Below are 21,013 nucleotides of genomic sequence, written 5' to 3'. Positions count from 1 at the left end.
GACCAAGATTAGGCCAACTTCTTCCGTCTTGCAATGAAAATTTCATTGCAAAGTAAATTGGAAAATGTGTTCCATTTATGACTTTGCGTGCCTATAATCCGCACCATTAGCGAGCGTTGTTCAACGGCTGCAAGCCATTGATGCAGCGCGGAAAATGCACCGGGGAAGGCCCATGGCTGAAGAGAGCACGGAAGAGTTACCCAGCGTCGAAGAATTGATGCAGCGCATCGCGGAAAACTACGAATCACTGCCGCGTCAGCTGAAGAGTGTCGCGACGTATATCGAGCAGCACAAGTCGAGCGTGATGGTCGATCGCACGAGCGATATTGCCGCGAGTTGCGGCGTGCACCCTTCGGCGGTCGTGCGGTTTGCGCAGCGTTTTGGCTTTTCCGGCTTCTCCGATCTGCAGGCGGTGTTTCGGCAGGCTTATACGGGGCAGGGGACGTCGTCGCCGAGTTATCAGCAGCGGATTCGCAAGCTGATCGACGACAAGCCTGGCGCGTTGTCGGGCGGCGCGGTGGCGCGCGAGTTCGTAGCGGCGTGCCGGGGCGGTCTCGACGAGCTCGAAGAGAGTCTCGACGATACCCAGTTCGAAGCCGCCGTCAAAATGCTCCAGCAGGCAGAAAACATCTATGTGGTCGGCGTGCGCCGGTCGTTCCCGGTGGCGAGCTACATCGTGTACGCGTTGCAGCACACGCCGAAGCGCGTGCATCTGGTGTCGGGTTTTGGCGGCATGTATCGCGAACAGATCCGCAGCGTGAAGAAAGGCGACGTGGTGATCGCGATCAGCTTCGCGCCGTACGGCAAGGAAACGCAGTATTGCCTGCGCATCGCGCATCATCATCAGGCGAGGACGCTTGTCATTACCGACAGCCAGCTTTCGCCGCTGCTGCGCTATGCGAGCGCGCATCTCTACGTGAAGGAGGGGAGCGCGTTCGCGTTCCGTTCGCTCACGAGCACCATCTGTCTGTGCCAGGCGCTGTTTATCGCGCTTGCGTACCGGCTCGAACTGAACGTTGAAGAATCGAAAGATACTGGAGGCTACGATGACTGACGCGGTAAAGACGATTGATGTTGCGGTGTTTGGCGCGGGTCGCATTGGCCGGATTCATGCGGCTAATCTGGCGCGGCAGCCGGGTGTGCGGCTCAAGTATGTCGTCGATGTGAATCGTGAGGCGGCTGCGGCGCTCGCGGAGCAGCACGGCGCGAAGGTCGCGGATATCGATGGCGCGATGGGCGATGCGTCGGTGGGCGCCACCGTGATTTGCTCAAGTACGGATACGCACGCCGATCTGATCCTGCAATCGGCTGCGCAGAAGAAACATGTGTTTTGTGAAAAGCCCGTTGACCTGACGCTGGAGCGGGCACGGGCGTGCGCTTTAGCGGTTGAAAAGGCTGGCGTGGTCTGCATGATCGGTTTTCAGCGACGTTTCGATCCGACGTTTTCCGCGTTGAAGGCGCGCATCGATGCGGGTGAGATTGGCTCGCCGGAAATGCTTGTGGTGACGAGCCGCGATCCGGGCGCGCCGCCCGTGGAATACATCAAGCATTCGGGCGGCATCTTCAAGGACATGCTGATTCACGACTTCGATATCTTCCGCTGGATTCTCGACGACGAAGCCGAGACGTTGCATGCGACGGGGAGTTGTCTGTCCGATCCGGCGATCGCCGATGCGGGCGATATCGATTCGACCGCTGTCACGATTCGCACGAAGCGCGGCCGGCTGTGCCAGATCAATACGGCGCGTCGTGCGGCTTATGGCTACGACCAGCGTTTCGAGGTGCTCGGCAGCGATGGGATGTTGCAGGCGGGGAATGTGCGTCCGACGGAAGTGACTGCGTATTCAAAGACCGCGGTGTCGAGCGATGTGCCTGAGGCGTTTTTCCTGGAGCGGTATCGCGCGGCCTATGCGCTGGAAATCGCGCATTTCTTCGATGCGGTGACGAACGGCAAGCCCGTGCGCACGACCGTGGCCGACGGGATGAAGGCGCTGGAACTGGCCGAAGCCGCGACGCGTTCGTGGCGCGAAGGCAGGGCGGTGCGGATCGACGAGTGAGTGCATGGCGGGCTCTGCGATTGCGGTTTGCGATCGCGTTGTTGTTCGCGATTTTCCGCCGCGTTCGCGTTTGGGTTGGCGGACGCGCATGCGATGTAGAAACACATTGGAGACAGTTCGATGACGTCAGCGGTATCGAATGTGCGGGTCGGAGTGGTGGGTCTTGGCCGGTTAGGCAAGCGGCATGCGCAGAATCTGGCTTTTCGTGTGCCGGGCGCGTCGCTCGTGGCAGCGTGTAGCCCGGTGGAAGAAGAGCTGGAGTGGGCGCGCGATACGTTGCCGTCGACGCGCCTGTATCGCGACTACGCGGCGCTGCTCGCTGATCGCGAGGTCGACGCCGTGTGGCTCGTGACGCCTTCGTCGCTGCACGCACAGCAGATTCTCGACGCGTTGCGCGCCGGCAAGCATGTGTTCTGCGAGAAGCCGCTGTCGCTCGATGTCGCTGAATGCGAGCGTGTGATCGCCGAGGCTGCGCAATATCCGCAGCTTCGCGTGACGATCGGCTTCATGCGACGTTTCGATCCGAGCTATCGCGATGCCTTCGATCGTATCGAGTCGGGTTCGATCGGACGTCCGTTCATGGTGCGCTCGCAAACCTGTGACAAGAACGATCCCGAAGGGTTCTTCGTGCGGTTCGCGCCGACGTCGGGCGGAATCTTTCTCGACTGCAGCGTGCATGACATCGACGTCGCGCGCTGGTTGCTCGGCAATCCGCGTGCGACGCGTGTGTTCGCGAGCGGCATGATCGCGCTGCACGAAGGCCTGCGCGAATTCGGCGACGTCGATAACGGCGTAGCGATCTGCGAATTCGAAGGCGGCCGGCTCGCGATGTTCTACGCATCGCGGACGATGGCGCACGGCAACGACACCGGCAGCGAAGTCATCGGCACGGCAGGCGCGCTGGCGATCGGACGCAATCCGCGGGCGAATCGCGTGGAGATTGCCGATGCGCACGGCGTGCGGAACGAATGCACGCCGACGTTTTTCGAGCGTTTCGAAGACGCGTTTCTCTGCGAGGCGCAGGCGTTTGTCGCAGCGGTGCAGGGCGGGGCGCAGGCGGGCGCGAGTCTGGCCGATGCGCTCGAAGCGACGCGGATCGGTTGCGCGATGCGCGAATCGCTCGCGAGCGGGCAGCCGGTTGCGCTGTGACATTGGGTGTGACTTGCGCTGCGACTTCTGCTGCGATGCCGGCGGTTATGTCGCGGGGGCAGAGCGTCGCGGGGAAGGGTGCGGTAGAATTTGACGCTCTGATGGCGTCCTTCGGACGCCTCCTCCCGAAGGTCGATCCCCGATGCAGATCCAGATTCACAAGGAAGTCGATGCGCGCGGGCTGAACTGCCCGCTGCCCATTTTGCGCGCCAAGAAGGCGCTCGCCGATATGGAAAGCGGCCAGATTCTCAAGGTGCTGGCCACCGATCCCGGTTCCCAACGCGATTTCGCCGCGTTTGCGAAGCAGACAGGGAATGAAATCGTTGAAGTCTCGTCACAGGACAAGGTTTTTACGTTTCTGATGCGGCGGCGATGAGGTCGTGAGTCCGACCGGCACGGCGAGCGGTGTTCCGTCGATATGACCGGAGCGGAGAATGCTACAGATATGTGTCCCGCAGGTACCCGTCAAAAGACAAAGGCGCTGTGTCCGCTATATAAACGGATGCACAGCGGGATGCACAGCGCCTTCTGGAACGATCACTTCTGCAGGATATGCGGGGCGCCTTACCCTTCCAGTACCGGCGACCGCGTCCTGAGATACTCCTCAAAATCCGCCGCCACTTCCGGGTGACGTAGCGCAAACTCGACCGTCGCTTTCAGATACCCGAGCTTGCTACCGCAGTCAAAACGCGTGCCGTGATACTTGTACGCGAGCACCTGTTCATCGGCAAGCAGCGACTGAATCGCGTCCGTCAATTGAATCTCACCACCCGCACCCGGCTTGATTGCGCGGATGTGATGGAAGATGCGCGGCTTAAGCACATACCGGCCGACCACACCCAGGTTCGACGGCGCCACTTCCGGCGCCGGTTTTTCGATGATTCCCGACAGTTTGATGATCGAATCTTCCCATTCCTTGCCGTCGACGATGCCGTACGACTTCGTCTCTTCATGCGGGATTTCTTCGACGCCGATCACTGAGCTGTGATAGTGATCGAAGACCTCGATCATCTGCTGCATCACAGGCGGCTTGCCGTACAGCAGGTCGTCCGCGAGGATGACGGCGAACGGGTTGTCGCCCACCAGCTTCTCGGCGCACAGCACGGCGTGGCCGAGACCCAGCGCTTCCGGTTGGCGCACATAGAAGCAGTCAACGTGACTCGGCTTGATGCTGCGAACCAGTTCGAGCAGCTTCTGCTTGCCGCGTGCTTCGAGTTCAGCCTCGATCTCATACGATTTGTCGAAGTGATCTTCGATCGCCCGCTTGCTGCGCCCGGTCACGAAGATCATTTCCGTAATGCCCGCCGCCATCGCTTCTTCAACCGCATACTGGATCAGCGGCTTGTCGACGATGGGCAGCATTTCCTTCGGGCTCGCCTTGGTGGCAGGGAGGAACCGGGTGCCAAGACCAGCTACCGGAAAGACTGCTTTTGTAACTTTTAGCATGTGATTACCCTGGGTCCTCTGGTTTCAGTGCGTGCGAAATATCGGCTGCTATCGCGTGTCTGGGTGCGCGTTCTGGTCCGCGCTCCGGTCAACATCGCGCAACAGGTACGACGCTCAGGCCGGCAGACGCGCAAGTTGCGCAGTGAGCTTGCCAATTGTGGTCTGATATTCTGCCAGCCTTTTCTGCTCCTGCTCAACGACCGCAGGCGGCGCTTTTGCAACAAAACTCTCATTCTGAAGCTTGGCATTACATTTCGACACTTCTGCGGTCAATCTCGCAATTTCCTTCGACAGGCGTTCACTTTCCGCCGCGACATCGATCTCGACCTTCAGCACGAGCTTGTCATTGCCTACGATAGCAATTGGTGCGCCTGCTGCCTGCGCATCGAGCGTTGCTTCGTCGACGATGATCTGAACCTCCGACAGTCGGGCCAGCGCCTGAGCGTACGGCGCGAACGTGCGCAGCCGTTCCGCATTGCCGGTTGCGAGGAGCGGCACCTTCGTCGCGGGCGACAGGTTCATCTCGCCGCGCAGGTTACGCGCCGCGTCGATGATCGCCTTCAGGTCCGATACCCACCGCTCGGCGGCTTCGTCGATCTTCTTCGGCTCCGCGACCGGATAGCGCTGCACCATGATCGATGCTTCACCTTCAGCCTTCCCTTCCGGATAGCTTGCCGCAAGCGGCGCCACCTTTTGCCACAAAGCTTCGGTGATAAACGGAATCACCGGATGCGCGAGACGCAGGACGGTTTCGAGCACGCGTAGCAGCGTGCGGCGCGTTGCGCGCTGCTGCTCCGGCGTGCCGGTCTGGATCTGCACCTTCGCAAGTTCTAGATACCAGTCACAGTATTCGTCCCACACGAACTTGTATATGGCGTTTGCCACATTATCAAAACGATAGTCGGCAAAACCCCTGGCGACCTCAGCCTCGACGCGTTGAAGCAGTGACACGATCCAGCGGTCTGCCTGCGAAAAATCGGTGTAGCCGCCTGGGCCGCAATCACCCGGCTGGCAATCGCCCGGCTTGCTGAAGCCGCAGTCGTGACCTTCGCAGTTCATCAGCACGAAGCGCGTGGCGTTCCACAACTTGTTGCAGAAGTTGCGATAGCCCTCGCAGCGTGCAAGATCAAAATTGACGTTGCGCCCGAGCGTCGCCATCGATGCCATCGTGAAGCGCAATGCATCCGTGCCGAAGGCCGGAATGCCTTCCGGGAATTCCTTGCGCGTTTTCTTTTCGATCGACGTAGCCTGCTTCGGATTCATCAGGCCGGTCGTGCGTTTCGCGACCAGCGCGTCGAGTTCGATGCCATCGACGATATCGATCGGGTCGAGCGTGTTGCCCTTGCTCTTCGACATCTTCTGGCCTTCGGCGTCGCGCACGAGGCCGTGCACATAAACGGTGTCGAAAGGCACCTTGCCGGTGAAGTGCGTGGTCATCATGACCATGCGCGCGACCCAGAAGAAAATAATGTCGAAGCCGGTGACGAGCACCGACGACGGCAGGAAGTGTTCCAGTTCCTCCGTCTCGTTCGGCCAGCCGAGTGACGAGAAGGGCACGAGCGCCGACGAGAACCACGTATCGAGCACGTCTTCATCGCGACGCAGTGCGCCGGTGTAGCCCTTCGCGATGGCCTGTGCCTTCGCTTCTTCTTCGGTCTTTGCGACGAAAATCTCGCCATTTTCGCCGTACCACGCCGGGATCTGATGGCCCCACCACAGTTGACGCGAGATACACCAGTCCTGGATGTTCTCGAGCCACTGGTAATACGTGGTCGTCCAGTTCTCCGGCACGAATTTGATCTCACCGCTGCGCACGACGTCGAGCGCCGTTTCCGCAATCGATTTGCCCGGATTGAACGTGCCTTCGGGCGCCGGCTTGCTCATCGCGACGAACCACTGGTCCGTCAGCATCGGCTCGATCGCGACGCCCGTACGGTCGCCACGCGGCACCATCAGCTTATGCGGCTTCACGGATTCGAGCAGGCCGAGCGCTTCGAGGTCGGCGACGACCTGTTTGCGTGCCTCGAAGCGGTCGAGGCCGCGATATTTTTCCGGCGCGTTGTCGTTGATCTTCGCGTCGAGCGTGAAGATCTCGATTTGCGGCAGCTTGTGGCGCAGGCCGACCTGATAGTCGTTGAAATCGTGCGCGGGCGTGACCTTCACGACGCCCGTGCCGAATTCGCGGTCGACGTAGTCGTCGGCGATGATCGGGATATCGCGACCGGTGAGCGGCAATCTGACCGTCTTGCCGATGAGATGCGCATAGCGCTCATCTTCGGGATGAACCATCGCGGCGACGTCGCCGAGCATCGTTTCAGGACGCGTCGTGGCGACCGTCAGATGGCCGGAGCCGTCCGACAGCGGGTACTGGATGTGCCACAGGTGGCCGTTTTCTTCCTCGCTGACCACTTCGAGGTCGGAGACGGCGGTGAGCAGCACCGGATCCCAGTTCACGAGGCGTTTGCCGCGGTAGATCAGACCCTGTTCATACAGACGGACGAACACGTCGCGCACCGCGGCGGACATCCTGTCGTCCATCGTGAAGTATTCGCGCGACCAGTCGACCGACGCGCCGAGGCGGCGCACCTGGTTCGTGATGGTCGAGCCGGACTCCTGCTTCCATTCCCACACGCGTTCGATGAACTTCTCGCGGCCGAGATCGTGGCGGGAGATCTTCTGCGCATCGAGCTGACGTTCGACGACGATCTGCGTGGCAATACCCGCGTGGTCGGTGCCGGGCAGCCACAGCGTGTTGTTGCCGAGCATGCGGTGATAGCGCGTGAGGCCATCCATGATGGTCTGGTTGAACGCGTGACCCATGTGCAGCGTGCCCGTGACATTCGGCGGCGGCAGTTGAATCGAGAAATCCTTGCGGTCCGCATCCATCGTCGGGGCGCTGTAACCGCGTTTTTCCCACTCGGGGCCCCACTGGGCCTCGATTGTCTGGGGTTCGAAACTCTTGGCAAGCGTGCTGTCGCTCATTATTGGAAGTCTGCCGAAAAATGCGTGAAAAGAAGCGGGGAATGCCCAATTATAAAGGCTCGAGCGGCCGGCAAGGCGCAGGCGCACTCCGACTGGCCATTCGGACAAGGCTGGAGCTGGGAAGAACCCGCCGAAGTCCTGGCCGGTTGGCCAGTGCGAGCGGCACGAAGCGGCACGAACAGCGCCCGGACTTATAATGTCCGGCGACCTGCTCAATGTAGCTTCACCCCGCCGTCTACCCATCTCACATGCCCGATCTGTTAGCGAATCTGAATCCCGAACAACACGCCGCCGTCACGTTGCCGAACGAACCGGCACTCATTCTGGCTGGCGCCGGCAGCGGCAAGACGCGCGTGCTGATCACGCGGATCGCGTGGCTGATCCAGAACGGGTTCGCTTCGCCGTCCACGATTCTCGCCGTCACGTTCACGAACAAGGCCGCGCGCGAAATGATGTCGCGCCTGCAGGGGCTCTTGCCCATCGATACGCGCGGCATGTGGATCGGCACGTTCCACGGCCTGTGTAACCGGATGCTGCGCGCCCATCACCGCGATGCGGCTTTGCCGGCCACGTTCCAGATTCTCGATACGGCCGACCAGCTGTCGGCCATCAAGCGTCTGATGAAGGGCCTCAACATCGACGACGAGAAATATCCGGCGAAGAACCTGCAGTACTTCATCAACAACGCGAAAGAGCAGGGGCTGCGTCCGAAAGACGTCGACGCCACTGACAACTTCAACCGCAAGTTCGTCGAGCTTTACGAAGCGTATGACCAGCAGTGCCAGCGCGAAGGCGTGGTGGATTTTCCTGAGCTGCTGCTGCGCTGTTTCGAACTGCTCGCGCACAATCCGCCGCTGCGCGCGCATTACCAGGCGCGCTTCCGGCACATTCTCGTCGACGAGTTTCAGGACACCAACAAGCTCCAGTACGCATGGCTCAAGATGCTCGCGGGCCAGACGAATTCGATCTTTGCCGTCGGCGACGATGACCAGTCGATCTATGCCTTCCGCGGCGCGAACGTCGGCAACATGCGCGATTTCGAGCAGGAATTCAACGTACGGCATCTGATCAAGCTGGAGCAGAACTACCGTTCGCACGGCCATATTCTCGACGCCGCGAACCAGTTGATCGCGAACAATTCGCGCCGTCTCGGCAAGAACCTGCGCACGGACGCGGGCCACGGCGAGCCTGTGCGTGTGTATGAAGCCGCGACGGATACACAGGAAGCCGGCTGGATCGTCGAAGAGATCAGGGCGCTCATCAACACGGGCACGTCGCGCAGCGAGATCGCCGTGCTGTACCGGAGCAACGCGCAGTCACGGACGATCGAGCACACGCTCGTGAACGTGGGCATTCCATACCGTGTGTATGGCGGTTTGCGCTTTTTCGAGCGACAGGAAGTGAAACATGCGCTCGCTTATCTGCGTCTGATCGACAATCCGAATGACGACACCGCGTTCGCGCGCGTCGTCAATTTTCCGACGCGCGGTATCGGCGCGCGCTCGATCGAGCAACTGGCGGACGCGGCGCGTCTGTACGACGTGTCGATGGCCGCGGCGATTCCGTACGTCACCGGCAAGGCCGGTTCGAGCCTCGCCAGCTTCGCGACGCTGGTGGCGAAGATGCGCGCCGAAACGCAGCAGATGAGCTTGCCGGAGACAGTCGAGTACGTCGTGCGCGCGAGCGGCCTTTCCGACTTCTATCAGAACGAGCGCGAAGGTCAGGACCGGCTGGAAAACCTGCAGGAACTGGTCAACGCGGCGGCCGCGTTTGTCAGCGAAGAGGGCTACGGCCTCGACACGCCGGCGCGTTCCATTCCGCTGCGCCCGGGTGCGACGGCCGCGCCCGAACTCGTTACCGCGACCGATGATCCGAATACCGTCGTGCTCGACGCCGCTACGCCCACCGACCCGGCGCAAAACCCCGACACGATGACGCCGCTTGCGGGCTTCCTGTCGCACGCGTCGCTGGAGGCGGGTGATAACCAGGCGCAGGCCGGTCAGGAAGCAGTCCAGCTGATGACGGTGCACGCGGCGAAAGGCCTCGAATTCACGGCCGTGTTCATCACCGGTCTCGAAGAAGGACTGTTCCCGCACGAAAACAGCGCGATGGAATCGGACGGGCTCGAGGAAGAGCGGCGTCTTGCGTATGTTGCGATCACGCGCGCGAAGGAACGGCTCTATCTGTCGTTCGCGCAGAGCCGCATGTTGCACGGCCAGACGCGCTACAACATTCGCTCGCGTTTTTTCGACGAATTGCCGCAGGAGACGCTGAAGTGGCTCACGCCGAAGGTCGAGGCAGGCGCGCGCTGGGGTGGCCGTTCAGACAACGCCGGGTATGGCCGCGACTGGTTCGCGCGTCCTGACCGCCAGCAGGGCTATACGGGCGCGGCGGCGACGTCCGCGCCGCTGCCTGCTTTTGCGAACGCGCAACGGGCTGCGGAAACGGGCTTTCGTGTCGGCCAGCAGGTATTTCACACGAAGTTCGGCGAAGGCACGGTGACGGCGCTCGAAGGCGGTGGCGCCGATGCGAAAGCGCAGGTCAAATTCAAACGACACGGCGAGAAATGGCTGGCACTCGCCGTCGCAAAACTGCAGGCGGTGGAATGAGTACGGTGCAGCTTTCAAATAACGAGGTCGCACGTCGTCCGCTTGGCGTGCTCGCGGCGTTGCCGCAGGAACTTGGCGACCTGCTGGCCGCCATGCGCGCTGAATCGGGCGTACGCACCGTCACGTTGGGGCAGCGTGATTACCACGTGGGAACGGTGCAGGGCACGCCGTGCGTTGTGACGCTCGCGCGTGTCGGCAAGGTCGCGGCGGCGGCGACCGTCAGCGCGCTGATTCACGTCTTCGACGTCGAAGCTGTCGTGTTCGCGGGCGTCGCGGGCGGCGTTGGGCGTGATGTGCACATCGGCGACATCGTCGTGGCCGACATGCTGTTGCAACACGATCTCGACGCGTCGCCACTCTTTCCGCGATTCGAAGTGCCTTTGCTGGGCATGGCGCGCTTTGGCGCTGATGAGACGTTGTCGGCGCAACTCGCGGCGGCGTGCGAAAGTTTCGTCGCGCAAGAGGGAGGCGCGCTTTCAACGCGCTTCAGTACGCAGATGCCGCGCGTGCATCGCGGGCTGATCGTCAGCGGCGACCAGTTTGTCGCGAGCGCCGCTGCGGTTCAGGCGCTGCGCGACGCATTGCCGGACGCGCTGGCGGTCGAGATGGAAGGTGCGGCGATCGCGCAGGTGTGTTTCGAATATGGCGTGCCGTGCGCAATCGTGCGCACCATTTCCGATACTGCGGATGCGCACGCGCCGGCTTCGTTTGCTACGTTTCTGGTCGAGATCGCCGGCGCCTATTCAACCGGCGTTCTCACGCGGTTTTTTCAGATGCGCGGTTGACGAAAGCGGTATTTCGTCACGTCGCAAGGAACGGATTTCGCGTAGGCGCTGACCGGTTCTGGCAAGCCGATCACACCGGTCACACCGCAAACCCCTTCACGATCCCGTTCACCCCACCGCCTCATCCAGCGCCGCGCGAATCTGCCCGAGCGCGGCGGGATCTTCGATAGTAGGCAGATCGCCCGGGTCGCGGCCTTCTGCAAGCGCCGCGATCGCGCGCCGCAACAGCTTGCCGGAGCGCGTCTTCGGCAGCATCGACACCACGTGCACGCGGGCCGGCCGCGCGATCGCGCCGAGTTGCCGGTCCACCGTTGTCGCCAGATCCGATTCGAGCGCGGCACGTGCTGCAGCGTCCGCGTAGCGATCCGGCTCGCGCAGCACGACGAACGCGAGCGCCACCTGTCCCTTCAGCTTGTCCGCCACACCGACGACCGCCACTTCCGCGATCGACGCATGGCTCGACAGCGCTTCCTCGATTTCGCGCGTGCCGAGGCGGTGTCCGGCGACGTTGATCACATCGTCGGTGCGACCGAGGATCGTCACGTAACCGTCGTCGTCCTGCACGCCCCAGTCGAACGTCGAATACAGCTGTTGCCCCGGCACGCTCGACCAGTACGTGTCGACGAAGCGTTGATCGTCGCCCCACACCGTCGACATGCAGCCCGGCGGCAGTGGATAGCCCAGCGTGATCACGCCTTTTTCGCCCGGCGTGCACGGCTCGCCCGTATATTCGTTACGCACCGACAGGTTGTAGCCATAGGCCGGCACGCCCGGCGAGCCGAGCTTCGGCGGCAATGCATCGATGCCGCGCTGGATCGCGATAATCGGCCAGCCGGTTTCCGTCTGCCAGTAGTTATCGACGACGGGTTTGCCGAGCGCATCCGCGATCCACGAAGCAGTCGGTTCGTCGAGCGGCTCGCCAGCGAGAAACAGCGTGCGCAGACTCGACAGGTCGGCCTGCTTCATGAACTTCGGGTCCTGCTTTTTCAGCACACGGAGCGCCGTCGGCGCGGTGAACATCAGGTTGATCCCGTACTGCTGCACGAGCCGCCACCAGATGCCGCCATCGGGACGGATCGGGGTGCCTTCATACATGACCGTCGTGAGCCCCGCGATCAGCGGCGCGTAAATGATGTAGCTGTGCCCGACCACCCAGCCGATGTCCGACGCGGTGAACATCGTGTCGCCCGCGCGGCCCTCAAAGATGTATTCCATCGATGCCGCCAGCGCCACTGCATAGCCGCCGACGTCGCGCTGCACACCTTTCGGCTTGCCAGTCGTACCCGACGTGTAGAGCACATACGAAGGCTCACTCGATTCGAGCCATTCGCACGGCACGTGAGCGTCGAAATACTGTTCGCGCAAGGGCTCGTACGCGACGAGATAGCTCGCGTTGAGCCGTTCGGGCGCGAGTTGTCGGTCGATCAGAAGCACGTGTGGCGGCTTGTGCCGTGCGCGCGCGAGCGCTTCGTCGACGAGCGGCGTGTAGTCGATGACCTTGCCGCCACGCGCGCCGGCATCGGCGGTGACGATCAGCGCGGGCTTCGCATCGTCGATGCGCGCGGCAAGATTCGGCGCCGCGAAGCCGCCGAATACGACCGAGTGAATCGCGCCGAGCCGCGCGCAGGCGAGCATCGCGAACGCAGCTTCGGGAATCATCGGGAGATAGAGCAGCACACGCTCGCCGCGCTTCACGCCGAGCGAGCGCATCACAGCGGCCATCCGGTTGACCTCGGCGTGCAGCTCGGCGTAGGTATAGCGTCGCTCGATGCCGGTCTCGGTCGACACATAGATCAGCGCGTTCTGCTGCGCCCGCGCGACGAGATGCCGGTCCACCGCGTTATGACACAGGTTCGTCCGGCCGCCCACGAACCATCGCGAAAACGGTGGATTCGAGCGATCCAGCACGCTGTCGAACGGCCTTTCCCAGTGGATGCGTTGTGCCTCGGTGCCCCAGAACGTCTCCGGGTCGTCGATCGAGCGGCGGTGGAAATCGCGATAACGGGTCATCTGCGGCGATCCTTCTGCGAAGCGTTGAGCGGAACAGCGACCGGCTTGCATCCGCCTGCCGGTAGCGGCCACACGGGCGGCTCGCGGGCAATGCGTGCGCACAGCATAGAGCAGCGTAGCACCGTCGAACAACGCGGGTTCACCATGACGCGCGATCGTCTCGCCATCCACGCGCGCGCAAAAGAAAAGGCGCCGCGGTGCGGCGCCTTAAGCTACGGCGAGCGAATCAGGCGCAGTGCGCTCAGTCCTTCGCTTTCTTGCGTTCGAGATCCGGCAGGAACACCGTCAGCACGCCGAGCAACGGCAGGAACGAGCAGACCTTGTAGACGTAGGCAATGCTCGTCGCATCGGCCAGCTGGCCGAGCACCGCAGCGCCGACGCCGCCCAACCCGAACGCGAGACCGAAGAACAGCCCCGCGACCATGCCGACTTTGCCCGGAATCAGTTCCTGCGCATAGACGAGGATCGCCGAGAACGCCGACGCCAGCACGATACCGATCACGACGGTTAGCACGCCCGTCCAGAACAGGTTCGCGTACGGCAGCAGCAGCGTGAACGGCGTGACGCCCAGGATCGACACCCAGATCACGTATTTACGTCCGATACGGTCGCCGATCGGGCCGCCGATCATCGTGCCCGCCGCGACTGCCGCGAGCAACACGAACAGATGGACCTGCGCCGCCTGGACCGGCAGATGGAAGCGGTCGATCAGATAGAACGTGAAATAGCTGTTGATGCTCGCAAGGTAGAAGTACTTGGAAAACACGAGCAGCACCAGCACGCCCATCGCGAACAGCACCTTGTTTCGCGACAGCGTCGGGTGGCCGGCCTGCGCGCCGCGCGCCTTCTTCGTCGCCGGATGACGTTTGTACCAGCGGCCGATCTGCGTCAGCACGACGATTGCAACCAGCGCGGCCACCGAGAACCACGCGATGCTGCGCTGGCCGTGCGGAATGACGATCAGCGCGGCGAGCAGCGGTCCGAGCGACGAACCCGCATTGCCGCCCACCTGAAACAGCGACTGCGCCATGCCGTGCTTGCCGCCGGACGCCATTCGCGCCACCCGCGACGATTCCGGGTGAAACACCGACGAGCCGCAACCGACCAGCGCCGCCGCCACCAGCAGCACGCCGAAGTTCGGCGCGACCGACATCAGCAGCAGACCCGACAGCGTGAAACCCATGCCGACCGGCAGCGAATACGGCTTCGGATGTCTGTCGGTATAGATGCCAACCAGCGGTTGCAGCAGCGATGCGGTGATCTGGTAGACCAGCGTGATCAGTCCGATCTGCCCGAACGACAGCGCGAAGTTGTCCTTCAGCATCGGGTAGATGGCCAGAATCAACGACTGGATCATGTCGTTGAGCAGGTGCGAAAAGCTGATCGCGCCGAGCACGGAGTAGACCGTGCGCTGCGCCTTGGCAGCAAGCGGCGGCGCGGCGGGGCTGCCGGCGGCGGCAGGCGCGGCGCTCAGGGCGCTGTTTTCGAGGCTCGTTTCCATAGGTATCGAAAAAGGGGCAGGGAAGAAAAACGTCTCGCGAACCGGCGAATTCCCGCGCCGCGACATCAGGACGCAGCGATCGAAATTGTTTTGCCGGAACTTATCTGCTAACTCCGAGAGTTTAATTTGGCTCAGATGAATTGTCCGGCCAACATTTGTCGCGAATCGGACATCGCCGATGCCGCGAATCGTGCCAAAGTGGTGCAAAAATGTCCCGAATAGTGGGCTTGCACGTTTGCAAATGCTTCCGGTGGACTTATTGACCGTGTATAAATCCAACGCGGATGCGCGGCTCACGAGGCGGCGCGACACGGGGCGGAGCGCCGGAGCGACATTAAAGATCGCGGCGGGCGATGCCGTAGACCCGGATAGATAAGCAGAAATGCCGGAACTGACCTTTCTGGCAGCCAGGTTTTACACGCGGGGGAATAAAAGAATGAAAACAGTTTCGCTGGGCAATCAACCAGGTGCAAAGCCAGGCGCAGGTGCCGGGGCGAACAGGGAACGAGCGGGCGGCGGATCGCCATCGCGCAAGGGCGCTGGCCGGCTCGCCGGCCTGTCGGTGAAGGCGACGCTGCGGCTGGCGTTTGCATTGCTGCTGGTCGGTACGATGGCGATCGGCGTGTTTTCGCTGGCGCAGATCAGCCGTCTGAACGGCTCGACCCGTTCGATCTACGATCAGGGCCACGTCGCGAGCCGTGCTGCTGAAGAGGCTCGCGGTTACGTGCTGCGCGCGAGCCGCGCCCAGAAGATGCTGCTTACCGCGACCACCGCGAAAGAGCGCGACGACCTTGGCAACGACATCGAAACGGGCCTCGCGTCGATCAGTACCGAACTGAATACGCTGCAGCAATACGTCGATCCGTCCGACGGCGCTGCCGTTGCGCAGCAGAAAAAATTCTCGGCCGCCGTGACCACGTGGAGCGGCAACCTGCGCGCGTTCGTGACGCTCGTGAAGGCACAGCCGCTCGATCTGTCGCAGATGAACTGGCAGGTCGGCACGCAGGACGTGTCATTGCTGGTCGAGACGGGCAAGCTCGAAAAGCTCGTCGACGAACTGGTCGCGCAACGCGGCACGGCCGCGAAGGCGACCATCGAGGCTTCCGCGTTCATCTACCGCTCGTCGTTCGTGATGATGGCCGTGATGACGGTGGCGCTGATGGTGCTCGCGTTTTTCGTCAGCGAATGGGTGGTGCGGCGCCTTGCGCGCCAGCTCGGTGGCGAACCGGTGTATGCGAAAGAGATCGCAAGCCGGATCGCGGCGGGCGATCTGTCGAACGAGATCGTGCTGGGGCGCAAGGACACGTCGAGCATGTTGTCCGCCTTGCGCGACATGCAGACCGGTTTGTCGACGACGGTCGCGGATATTGCGGCGAGTGCGGAAGCGATTGCTTCGGCGTCGGGCGAGATTTCGATGGGGAATCTGGATCTGTCGAAGCGGACCGAACAGCAGGCGGTTGCGCTGGAGCGCACGGCGAGCAGCATGGAGCAGTTGACGTCGACGGTGCGTCAGAACGCTGACAACGCGAAGCAGGCGAGTGCGCTTGCAAACAATGCTTCGGAGATTGCGGAGAAGGGCGGCGAGGTGGTGGGCCGCGTGGTCGCGACGATGGGCGCGATTAACGATAGCGCGCGGAGTATTGGCGACATCATCGGCGTGATTGAGGGGATTGCGTTTCAGACGAACATTCTGGCGCTGAACGCGGCGGTTGAGGCTGCGCGGGCGGGTGAGGATGGGCGCGGGTTTTCGGTTGTCGCTGGCGAGGTTCGAAATCTTGCTGGGCGTTCCGCTGCGGCTGCGAAAGAGATCAAGCTGTTGATCAATGCTTCGGTCGAGCGGGTGGGGAATGGCTCGGCGCTTGCTCACGATGCCGGACAGACGATGGATGAAGTGGTGAAGGCCGTTAAGCGCGTGACGGACATCATGGGGGAAATATCGGCTGCTTCCGCCGAGCAGAGTTCTGGGATCGAAGAGATTAATCTTGCTGTTACGCAGATGGACTCCGGAACACAGCAGAATGCCGCGCTGGTTGAGCAGGCTACTGCGGCTGCCCGATCGCTCGATGATCAGGCGAGGGCCTTGAAGGGGATGGTTGGGAAGTTCAGGCTGGGGGTTTGATTTTTGGTTGTTGCTGTTTTTGCTCTCGGTCTATTAGCGTTGCCCCTGTGCGGGGCGGCATTTACTTTTCTTTGTTCCCCACGGGGACTTTCGCGTAGTGTTTTTGGCCTTTCCTTGTATTCATGTCGGTCTATTGGCGTCGCCCCTGTGCGGGGCGGCACCTACTTGCCCGCAGGCGCTTCTTGCGGCGCGGTTTTGGGGTCTTTTTTGGCCTTTCCTTGTGTTCATGTCGGTCTATTTGTGTTGCCCCTGTGCGGGGCGGCACCTACTTTTCTTTGTCCTTGCCAAAGAAAAGTAGGCAAAAGAAAGGCGCCGAAAACTCGTCCGTTCCGGGGTGTGTCGCTGCCGGGGAATGGCACCCCATGAAGTGTCGCCCCCGCACTTCACGCGGCATGGGTCCGCGCACGAGAGCGTCCCTCGCGCAGCACCGCTCGTGACACAGGGCTCATTCATCCCGCTCCGCGCTGCGTGCGTCACGGACGGGTGTCTAGTAGCGGTGCGCGGGCCGCACTTCACAAAGTACGCAGGAAGTCGACGCTCGGCCGAGTGTAGCGAGCGCGCTGCAAGCGTTGGACGCAGCTACCTCTCTCCAAAAAAGCCGTCGGCTTTTAAAGGGATACCTCGCTACTAACGCCGCCCGGTAATGCCGCTAACAATGCAACAGGCGAGAATAGCGGAAGGGCAAGCGGAGGGATTGGTGTACCTAACGGCGATGCGCGTAGCGCGGAGTCGGGTGGATGAGCCCTTTGTCACTAAGGATGCTGTGCGAGAGATGTTCTCGTGCGCGGACCCATGCCGTGTGAAGTGCGGGGGCGACACTTCATGGGGTGCCATTCCCCGGCAGCGACACACCCCGGAACGGACGAGTTTTCGGCGCCTTTCTTTTGCCTACTTTTCTTTGGCAAGGACAAAGAAAAGTAGGTGCCGCCCCGCACAGGGGCAACGCCAATAGACCGACACGAATACAAGGAAAGGCCCAAAACACTACGCGAAAGTCCCCGTGGGGAACAAAGAAAAGTAAATGCCGCCCCGCACAGGGGCAACGCTAGCAGACCAAAAGCAAAGAAAGCAGCAACCAGCCTCAGCGAGGCGTAACAACCACAGTACAGGTAGTCCCGGCGGACAAAACCAACCCATCCGGCACCTGATCAATATGAATCCGCACTGGCACGCGTTGTGCCAGCCGAACCCAGTTGAACGTCGGGTTCACGTCAGCCAATAGCTCACGGCTCTGCGGATTATCGCGATCGTAAATACCTCGCGAAATACTTTCGACGTGCCCCTGCAAAACCCCACCGCTCATCAACCGTATCTCGGCCTTGTCGCCGATCCGAACCCGCGGCAATTTCGTCTCTTCAAAATACCCATACACCCAGAACGAATGGCTATCGACAATCGCGAGCTTCGGCGTGCCCGCCGTCGCATAATCTCCGCGATACACGGATAGATTGGTGATATACCCATCCACCGGCGCCACCACCCGCGTGCGCTCCAGATTCAGTTTCGCTGCATCCAGCGCGGCAATCGCCTGCTGATACTGCGCCTCCGCCGCCGTCGCCGAGTGCGATGCGTTTTCGCGGCTTTCCTTCGAGACAACCAGGCTGTCCATGTCGGCGCGACGTTGGGCCTCGTCGCGACGTGCCTGCAGCTCCGCCTTGCGCGCAGCAACCGCCGCCTGCGCCTGCTCGACCGCAATCTGATAGTGCGCAGGATCGATCTGCATCAGCAGGTCGCCTTTCTTCACCAGCTGGTTGTCCCGCACCGGCAGTTCCACCACCGCGCCCGAGACGTCCGGGGCGATGTTGATCACTTCCGCCCGCACGCGGCCGTCGCGCGTCCACGGTTCGTCCATGTAGTGAACCCACAGCGCGCGGCCAATAAAGATCGCGACTGCGAAAATCGCAAGCGTCGCGATAAAGCCAATAATTTTTCGGATGGTCATGTTTCGACTCTGATCAACGATAAACGGCGAGGCCAAGCACCCCGCACACACAGACAAGCAGGCTCGCCCGGAACAAAGATGGATGCCAGACGACACGGTACAGCCCCGTCCAGGCAATCACGCGATCCAGCATCCACGTAATCGCGGCGCCGGCAATGAACAGCAGCACAATGGCCGGCACGTAGGCGTCAAGGACAGCAATCTCACGCGGCATGGCGGTCTCCCTCAAGCGCTTCACCCCGGCCGCCCACCAGTGCCTCCAGCGGCGACTGCGGGTCGAGCAGCGCAGTACGTATGAAATGCAGATGACTCAGGATGCGCTGCAACTGGTGCCGCTCCTCGCGCGGCTGCGTGAAAGTCGCGAGCACCGGCTGTGTCAGCGCGATCGCGTCGGCGGTGGCGAGCAACGCCTCATCCATGCGGTCGGCGCCCGGCCGGTCGAAGAGGTCCGCCAGCGCGTCGCGCATCTCGCGGATCGCGACGCGCCAGGGCATCGATTCTTCATAGCGCGGATCGGCGGGCAACGTCGCCAGCTCATTGCGCACGTCGATGACTGCGTTGCCCACTTCCAGCACCGCGAACAGCCAGCGCAATGTATTCAGCTTCAGTTCGGGCTCGCCCTCGGCCAGCGCGTTGATCTGGAACATCAGGTCGCGCGCGCCGCTTTCGAAGTGTGAACGCAGACGTGCAAGCCGCCCGTGACAGCTCAGCACCACCTGGCGGCGCAGGTCGTGGAACAGCCGGTTACGCAGCCACGGCGTCGATGGCGGCAGCAGCACGGCGAACGCGATCGACGACACCAGCATCGACATCACCAGCGCCAGCGCATCGTTCATGAAGCTTGTCGGATCGTAGTGGACCAGGTTGTCTGGACCCGCCAGAAAGCAGAAGAAAATGCAGTAGCCGATGCCGTAGCCGGCCAGCTTCGGCCGCGTCGTCATGAATATGCCGAGCAGCAGGAAGGGCGCGAGCGCCAGCGCGAGCAGCGGAAAGCCGTCGATGTGCGGATAGATGCCGAACGTGACGATCATCCCCATGATCGACGACAGGACGGTGCCGGCCGCCATCTGGAACGCAGTACGCGTCGGGTAAGGCGACGACGACGCCAGCGCGCAGATGGCCGCCGCGTTCAGCACGAGCGTCGTGCCGCTCGGCCACGCGGTCGCGATCCAGAACGCGCCAAGCACCAGCATCACGATTAGCGCGCGAAGGCCCGCGACGCCCGCCGCGATCAGGTTCGTCTTCGGCTCGTAGCGCTCGATCCAGCGTTCGCGCTCGTGCGTGTCGACGGCCAGCGACGCATACGTGGCCGCGTACGCATGCAGATCGTCGACGAAGCGATAGAGCAGTTCGCTCGCCGTGTCGAAGTCGAGCAGCGGGCACTCCGGATTGTGCTCGAGCTCGGCGCGCGTCGCCCGGATGCGCTTCGGCAACGCGGCCTTGTACGCTTCGAGCTGCGCGGCGGCGTGCGCGGCGTCGGCAGCGGTGAGCACCGGCTCGCCCGCGCTCGACTTCGCGAGCAGCGGCGCGATCTCCTTGTAATACGGCTCGAGCGCGGCGATCGTTTCGGCGGCTGCAGTCTTGTGCAGACGGTTCATCAGTTGATGCAGCGCATGAAAACGTGTCGACGCAGTCATGAACTCGCTGTTCAGCCGCGACAGACGTCCGCTTTTCATCCGCGAATCCGGGCTCTCGAACACGGCGACGCTGCGGGTCGCTTCGAAGCCGACGATATCGGCAACAAAGCGCGCATTCGTCGCTTCGATCTGCTCGCGCGGGATGCGCCCTGAGAGCGACCCGGATATGTATTCGACAAACGAACTGAAGCGCGCCCGCACGGTGGTGCGCATCTGCTCGCCGGCGTGCTGGGGAAACACCAGCGCGCTGACCGCGCCGGAACACAGGATGCCGACCGTGACTTCGGCCACCCGCGTGAGCGCGGAGAGGAACGCGCCGTCCGGATGCTGCGACGCCGGGATGCCGATCAATGCGGCCGTGTAACCGGCGAGCACGAAACCGTATGAGCGGAAGTTGCGGTTACGCGCCGCGCCCGCCGTGCAGATGCCAACCCAGATCGCGGTCGTAATGATGAAGAGTTCCGGTTGCTGCGAAAAGAGCCCGAGCAGCGCGAGCATCACGATGAGTCCGACGAGCGTGCCGCAGATCCGGTAGAAGCTCTTCGCGAGCACCATCCCGCTTTGCGGCTGCATGACGACGAACACGGTCGTCATCGCGGTGCGCGGCTGCGGCAGATCGAGCTTCATCGCGATGCCGAGCGCGAGCAGCGCGGCGGCGATCGCCTTGAACATGTAGATCCAGGTGCGACCGTCGGTGTGTGCCCAGTCGGCGGCGGCCGCGTAGAACGCGACGAGCGGCGACGGCGGCGGGGCGGAGGAGAGAGGCGTGGACATGT

At 62.3% G+C, this 21,013-nt stretch carries 14 protein-coding genes; 7 read left to right on the top strand and 7 right to left on the bottom strand.

The window, feature by feature from the left end:
* Positions 1-172: 172 nt before the first annotated feature.
* From P3T21_RS14870 to P3T21_RS14855, 4 genes are all read left to right on the top strand, one after another.
* Positions 173-1,054 (top strand): MurR/RpiR family transcriptional regulator, encoded by an 882-nt coding sequence (locus P3T21_RS14870; RefSeq protein WP_429256690.1) that lies wholly within the window; start codon positions 173-175, stop codon positions 1,052-1,054.
* A complete protein-coding gene (gene iolG / locus P3T21_RS14865) occupies positions 1,047-2,057 on the top strand; it encodes an inositol 2-dehydrogenase (protein WP_429256689.1) in 1,011 nt (336 codons plus the stop codon). The genes P3T21_RS14870 and iolG overlap by 8 nt, the downstream gene beginning before the upstream one ends.
* 120 nt (positions 2,058-2,177) lie before the next feature.
* Complete coding sequence (locus tag P3T21_RS14860) at positions 2,178-3,206, top strand: Gfo/Idh/MocA family oxidoreductase (RefSeq protein WP_429256688.1); 1,029 nt, start codon at positions 2,178-2,180, stop codon at positions 3,204-3,206.
* Positions 3,207-3,354: 148 nt separating this feature from the next.
* A complete protein-coding gene (locus tag P3T21_RS14855; RefSeq protein ID WP_429256935.1) occupies positions 3,355-3,582 on the top strand; it encodes a sulfurtransferase TusA family protein in 228 nt (75 codons plus the stop codon).
* A gap of 188 nt (positions 3,583-3,770) precedes the next feature.
* Here P3T21_RS14855 and galU read toward each other — a convergent pair whose 3' ends face one another.
* Together galU and P3T21_RS14845 are read right to left on the bottom strand one after the other, a co-directional pair.
* Positions 3,771-4,652 carry a UTP--glucose-1-phosphate uridylyltransferase GalU gene (gene galU, locus P3T21_RS14850; RefSeq protein ID WP_429256687.1) on the bottom strand — a complete coding sequence of 294 codons (882 nt, stop codon included), beginning with the start codon at positions 4,650-4,652 and terminating at the stop codon, positions 3,771-3,773.
* Between the two features lie 114 nt (positions 4,653-4,766).
* Complete coding sequence (locus P3T21_RS14845; protein ID WP_429256686.1) at positions 4,767-7,634, bottom strand: valine--tRNA ligase; 2,868 nt, start codon at positions 7,632-7,634, stop codon at positions 4,767-4,769.
* Between the two features lie 248 nt (positions 7,635-7,882).
* Here P3T21_RS14845 and P3T21_RS14840 point away from each other — a divergent pair, with 248 nt between their 5' ends.
* Positions 7,883-10,243: a UvrD-helicase domain-containing protein gene (locus P3T21_RS14840; protein WP_429256685.1), complete on the top strand. Its 2,361-nt coding sequence runs from the start codon at positions 7,883-7,885 to the stop codon at positions 10,241-10,243.
* Complete coding sequence (locus P3T21_RS14835) at positions 10,240-11,028, top strand: 5'-methylthioadenosine/adenosylhomocysteine nucleosidase (protein WP_429256684.1); 789 nt, start codon at positions 10,240-10,242, stop codon at positions 11,026-11,028. Before P3T21_RS14840 ends, P3T21_RS14835 begins: the two co-directional genes overlap by 4 nt.
* A gap of 108 nt (positions 11,029-11,136) precedes the next feature.
* Here the strand turns inward: P3T21_RS14835 and P3T21_RS14830 are convergent, their stop codons facing one another.
* On the bottom strand, positions 11,137-13,038 hold the full coding sequence (locus tag P3T21_RS14830; protein WP_429256683.1) for a propionate--CoA ligase: 1,902 nt from the start codon (positions 13,036-13,038) through the stop codon (positions 11,137-11,139).
* 241 nt (positions 13,039-13,279) lie between these two features.
* Positions 13,280-14,539: an MFS transporter gene (locus P3T21_RS14825; protein ID WP_429256682.1), complete on the bottom strand. Its 1,260-nt coding sequence runs from the start codon at positions 14,537-14,539 to the stop codon at positions 13,280-13,282.
* 436 nt (positions 14,540-14,975) lie between these two features.
* Here P3T21_RS14825 and P3T21_RS14820 point away from each other — a divergent pair, with 436 nt between their 5' ends.
* A complete protein-coding gene (locus P3T21_RS14820; RefSeq protein ID WP_429256681.1) occupies positions 14,976-16,658 on the top strand; it encodes a methyl-accepting chemotaxis protein in 1,683 nt (560 codons plus the stop codon).
* 1,081 nt (positions 16,659-17,739) lie between these two features.
* On the opposite strand, the gene P3T21_RS14815 is transcribed toward P3T21_RS14820, so the two are convergent.
* The 3 genes from P3T21_RS14815 to P3T21_RS14805 are packed head-to-tail and all read right to left on the bottom strand — an operon-like array spanning position 17,740 to position 21,011.
* Positions 17,740-18,600, bottom strand: coding sequence for an efflux RND transporter periplasmic adaptor subunit (locus tag P3T21_RS14815; protein WP_429256934.1), 861 nt, complete (start codon positions 18,598-18,600; stop codon positions 17,740-17,742).
* A gap of 13 nt (positions 18,601-18,613) precedes the next feature.
* Positions 18,614-18,814 carry a DUF1656 domain-containing protein gene (locus tag P3T21_RS14810; RefSeq protein WP_429256680.1) on the bottom strand — a complete coding sequence of 67 codons (201 nt, stop codon included), beginning with the start codon at positions 18,812-18,814 and terminating at the stop codon, positions 18,614-18,616.
* Complete coding sequence (locus P3T21_RS14805) at positions 18,804-21,011, bottom strand: FUSC family protein (RefSeq protein ID WP_429256679.1); 2,208 nt, start codon at positions 21,009-21,011, stop codon at positions 18,804-18,806. The genes P3T21_RS14810 and P3T21_RS14805 overlap by 11 nt, the downstream gene beginning before the upstream one ends.
* Positions 21,012-21,013: the final 2 nt, after the last annotated feature.

It is taken from the genome of Paraburkholderia sp. GAS334, assembly GCF_050436625.1.
GTDB lineage: Bacteria > Pseudomonadota > Gammaproteobacteria > Burkholderiales > Burkholderiaceae > Paraburkholderia.
Note: the sequence above shows the minus strand (reverse complement) of the source record. Positions and strands in the feature narration are given on the sequence as shown.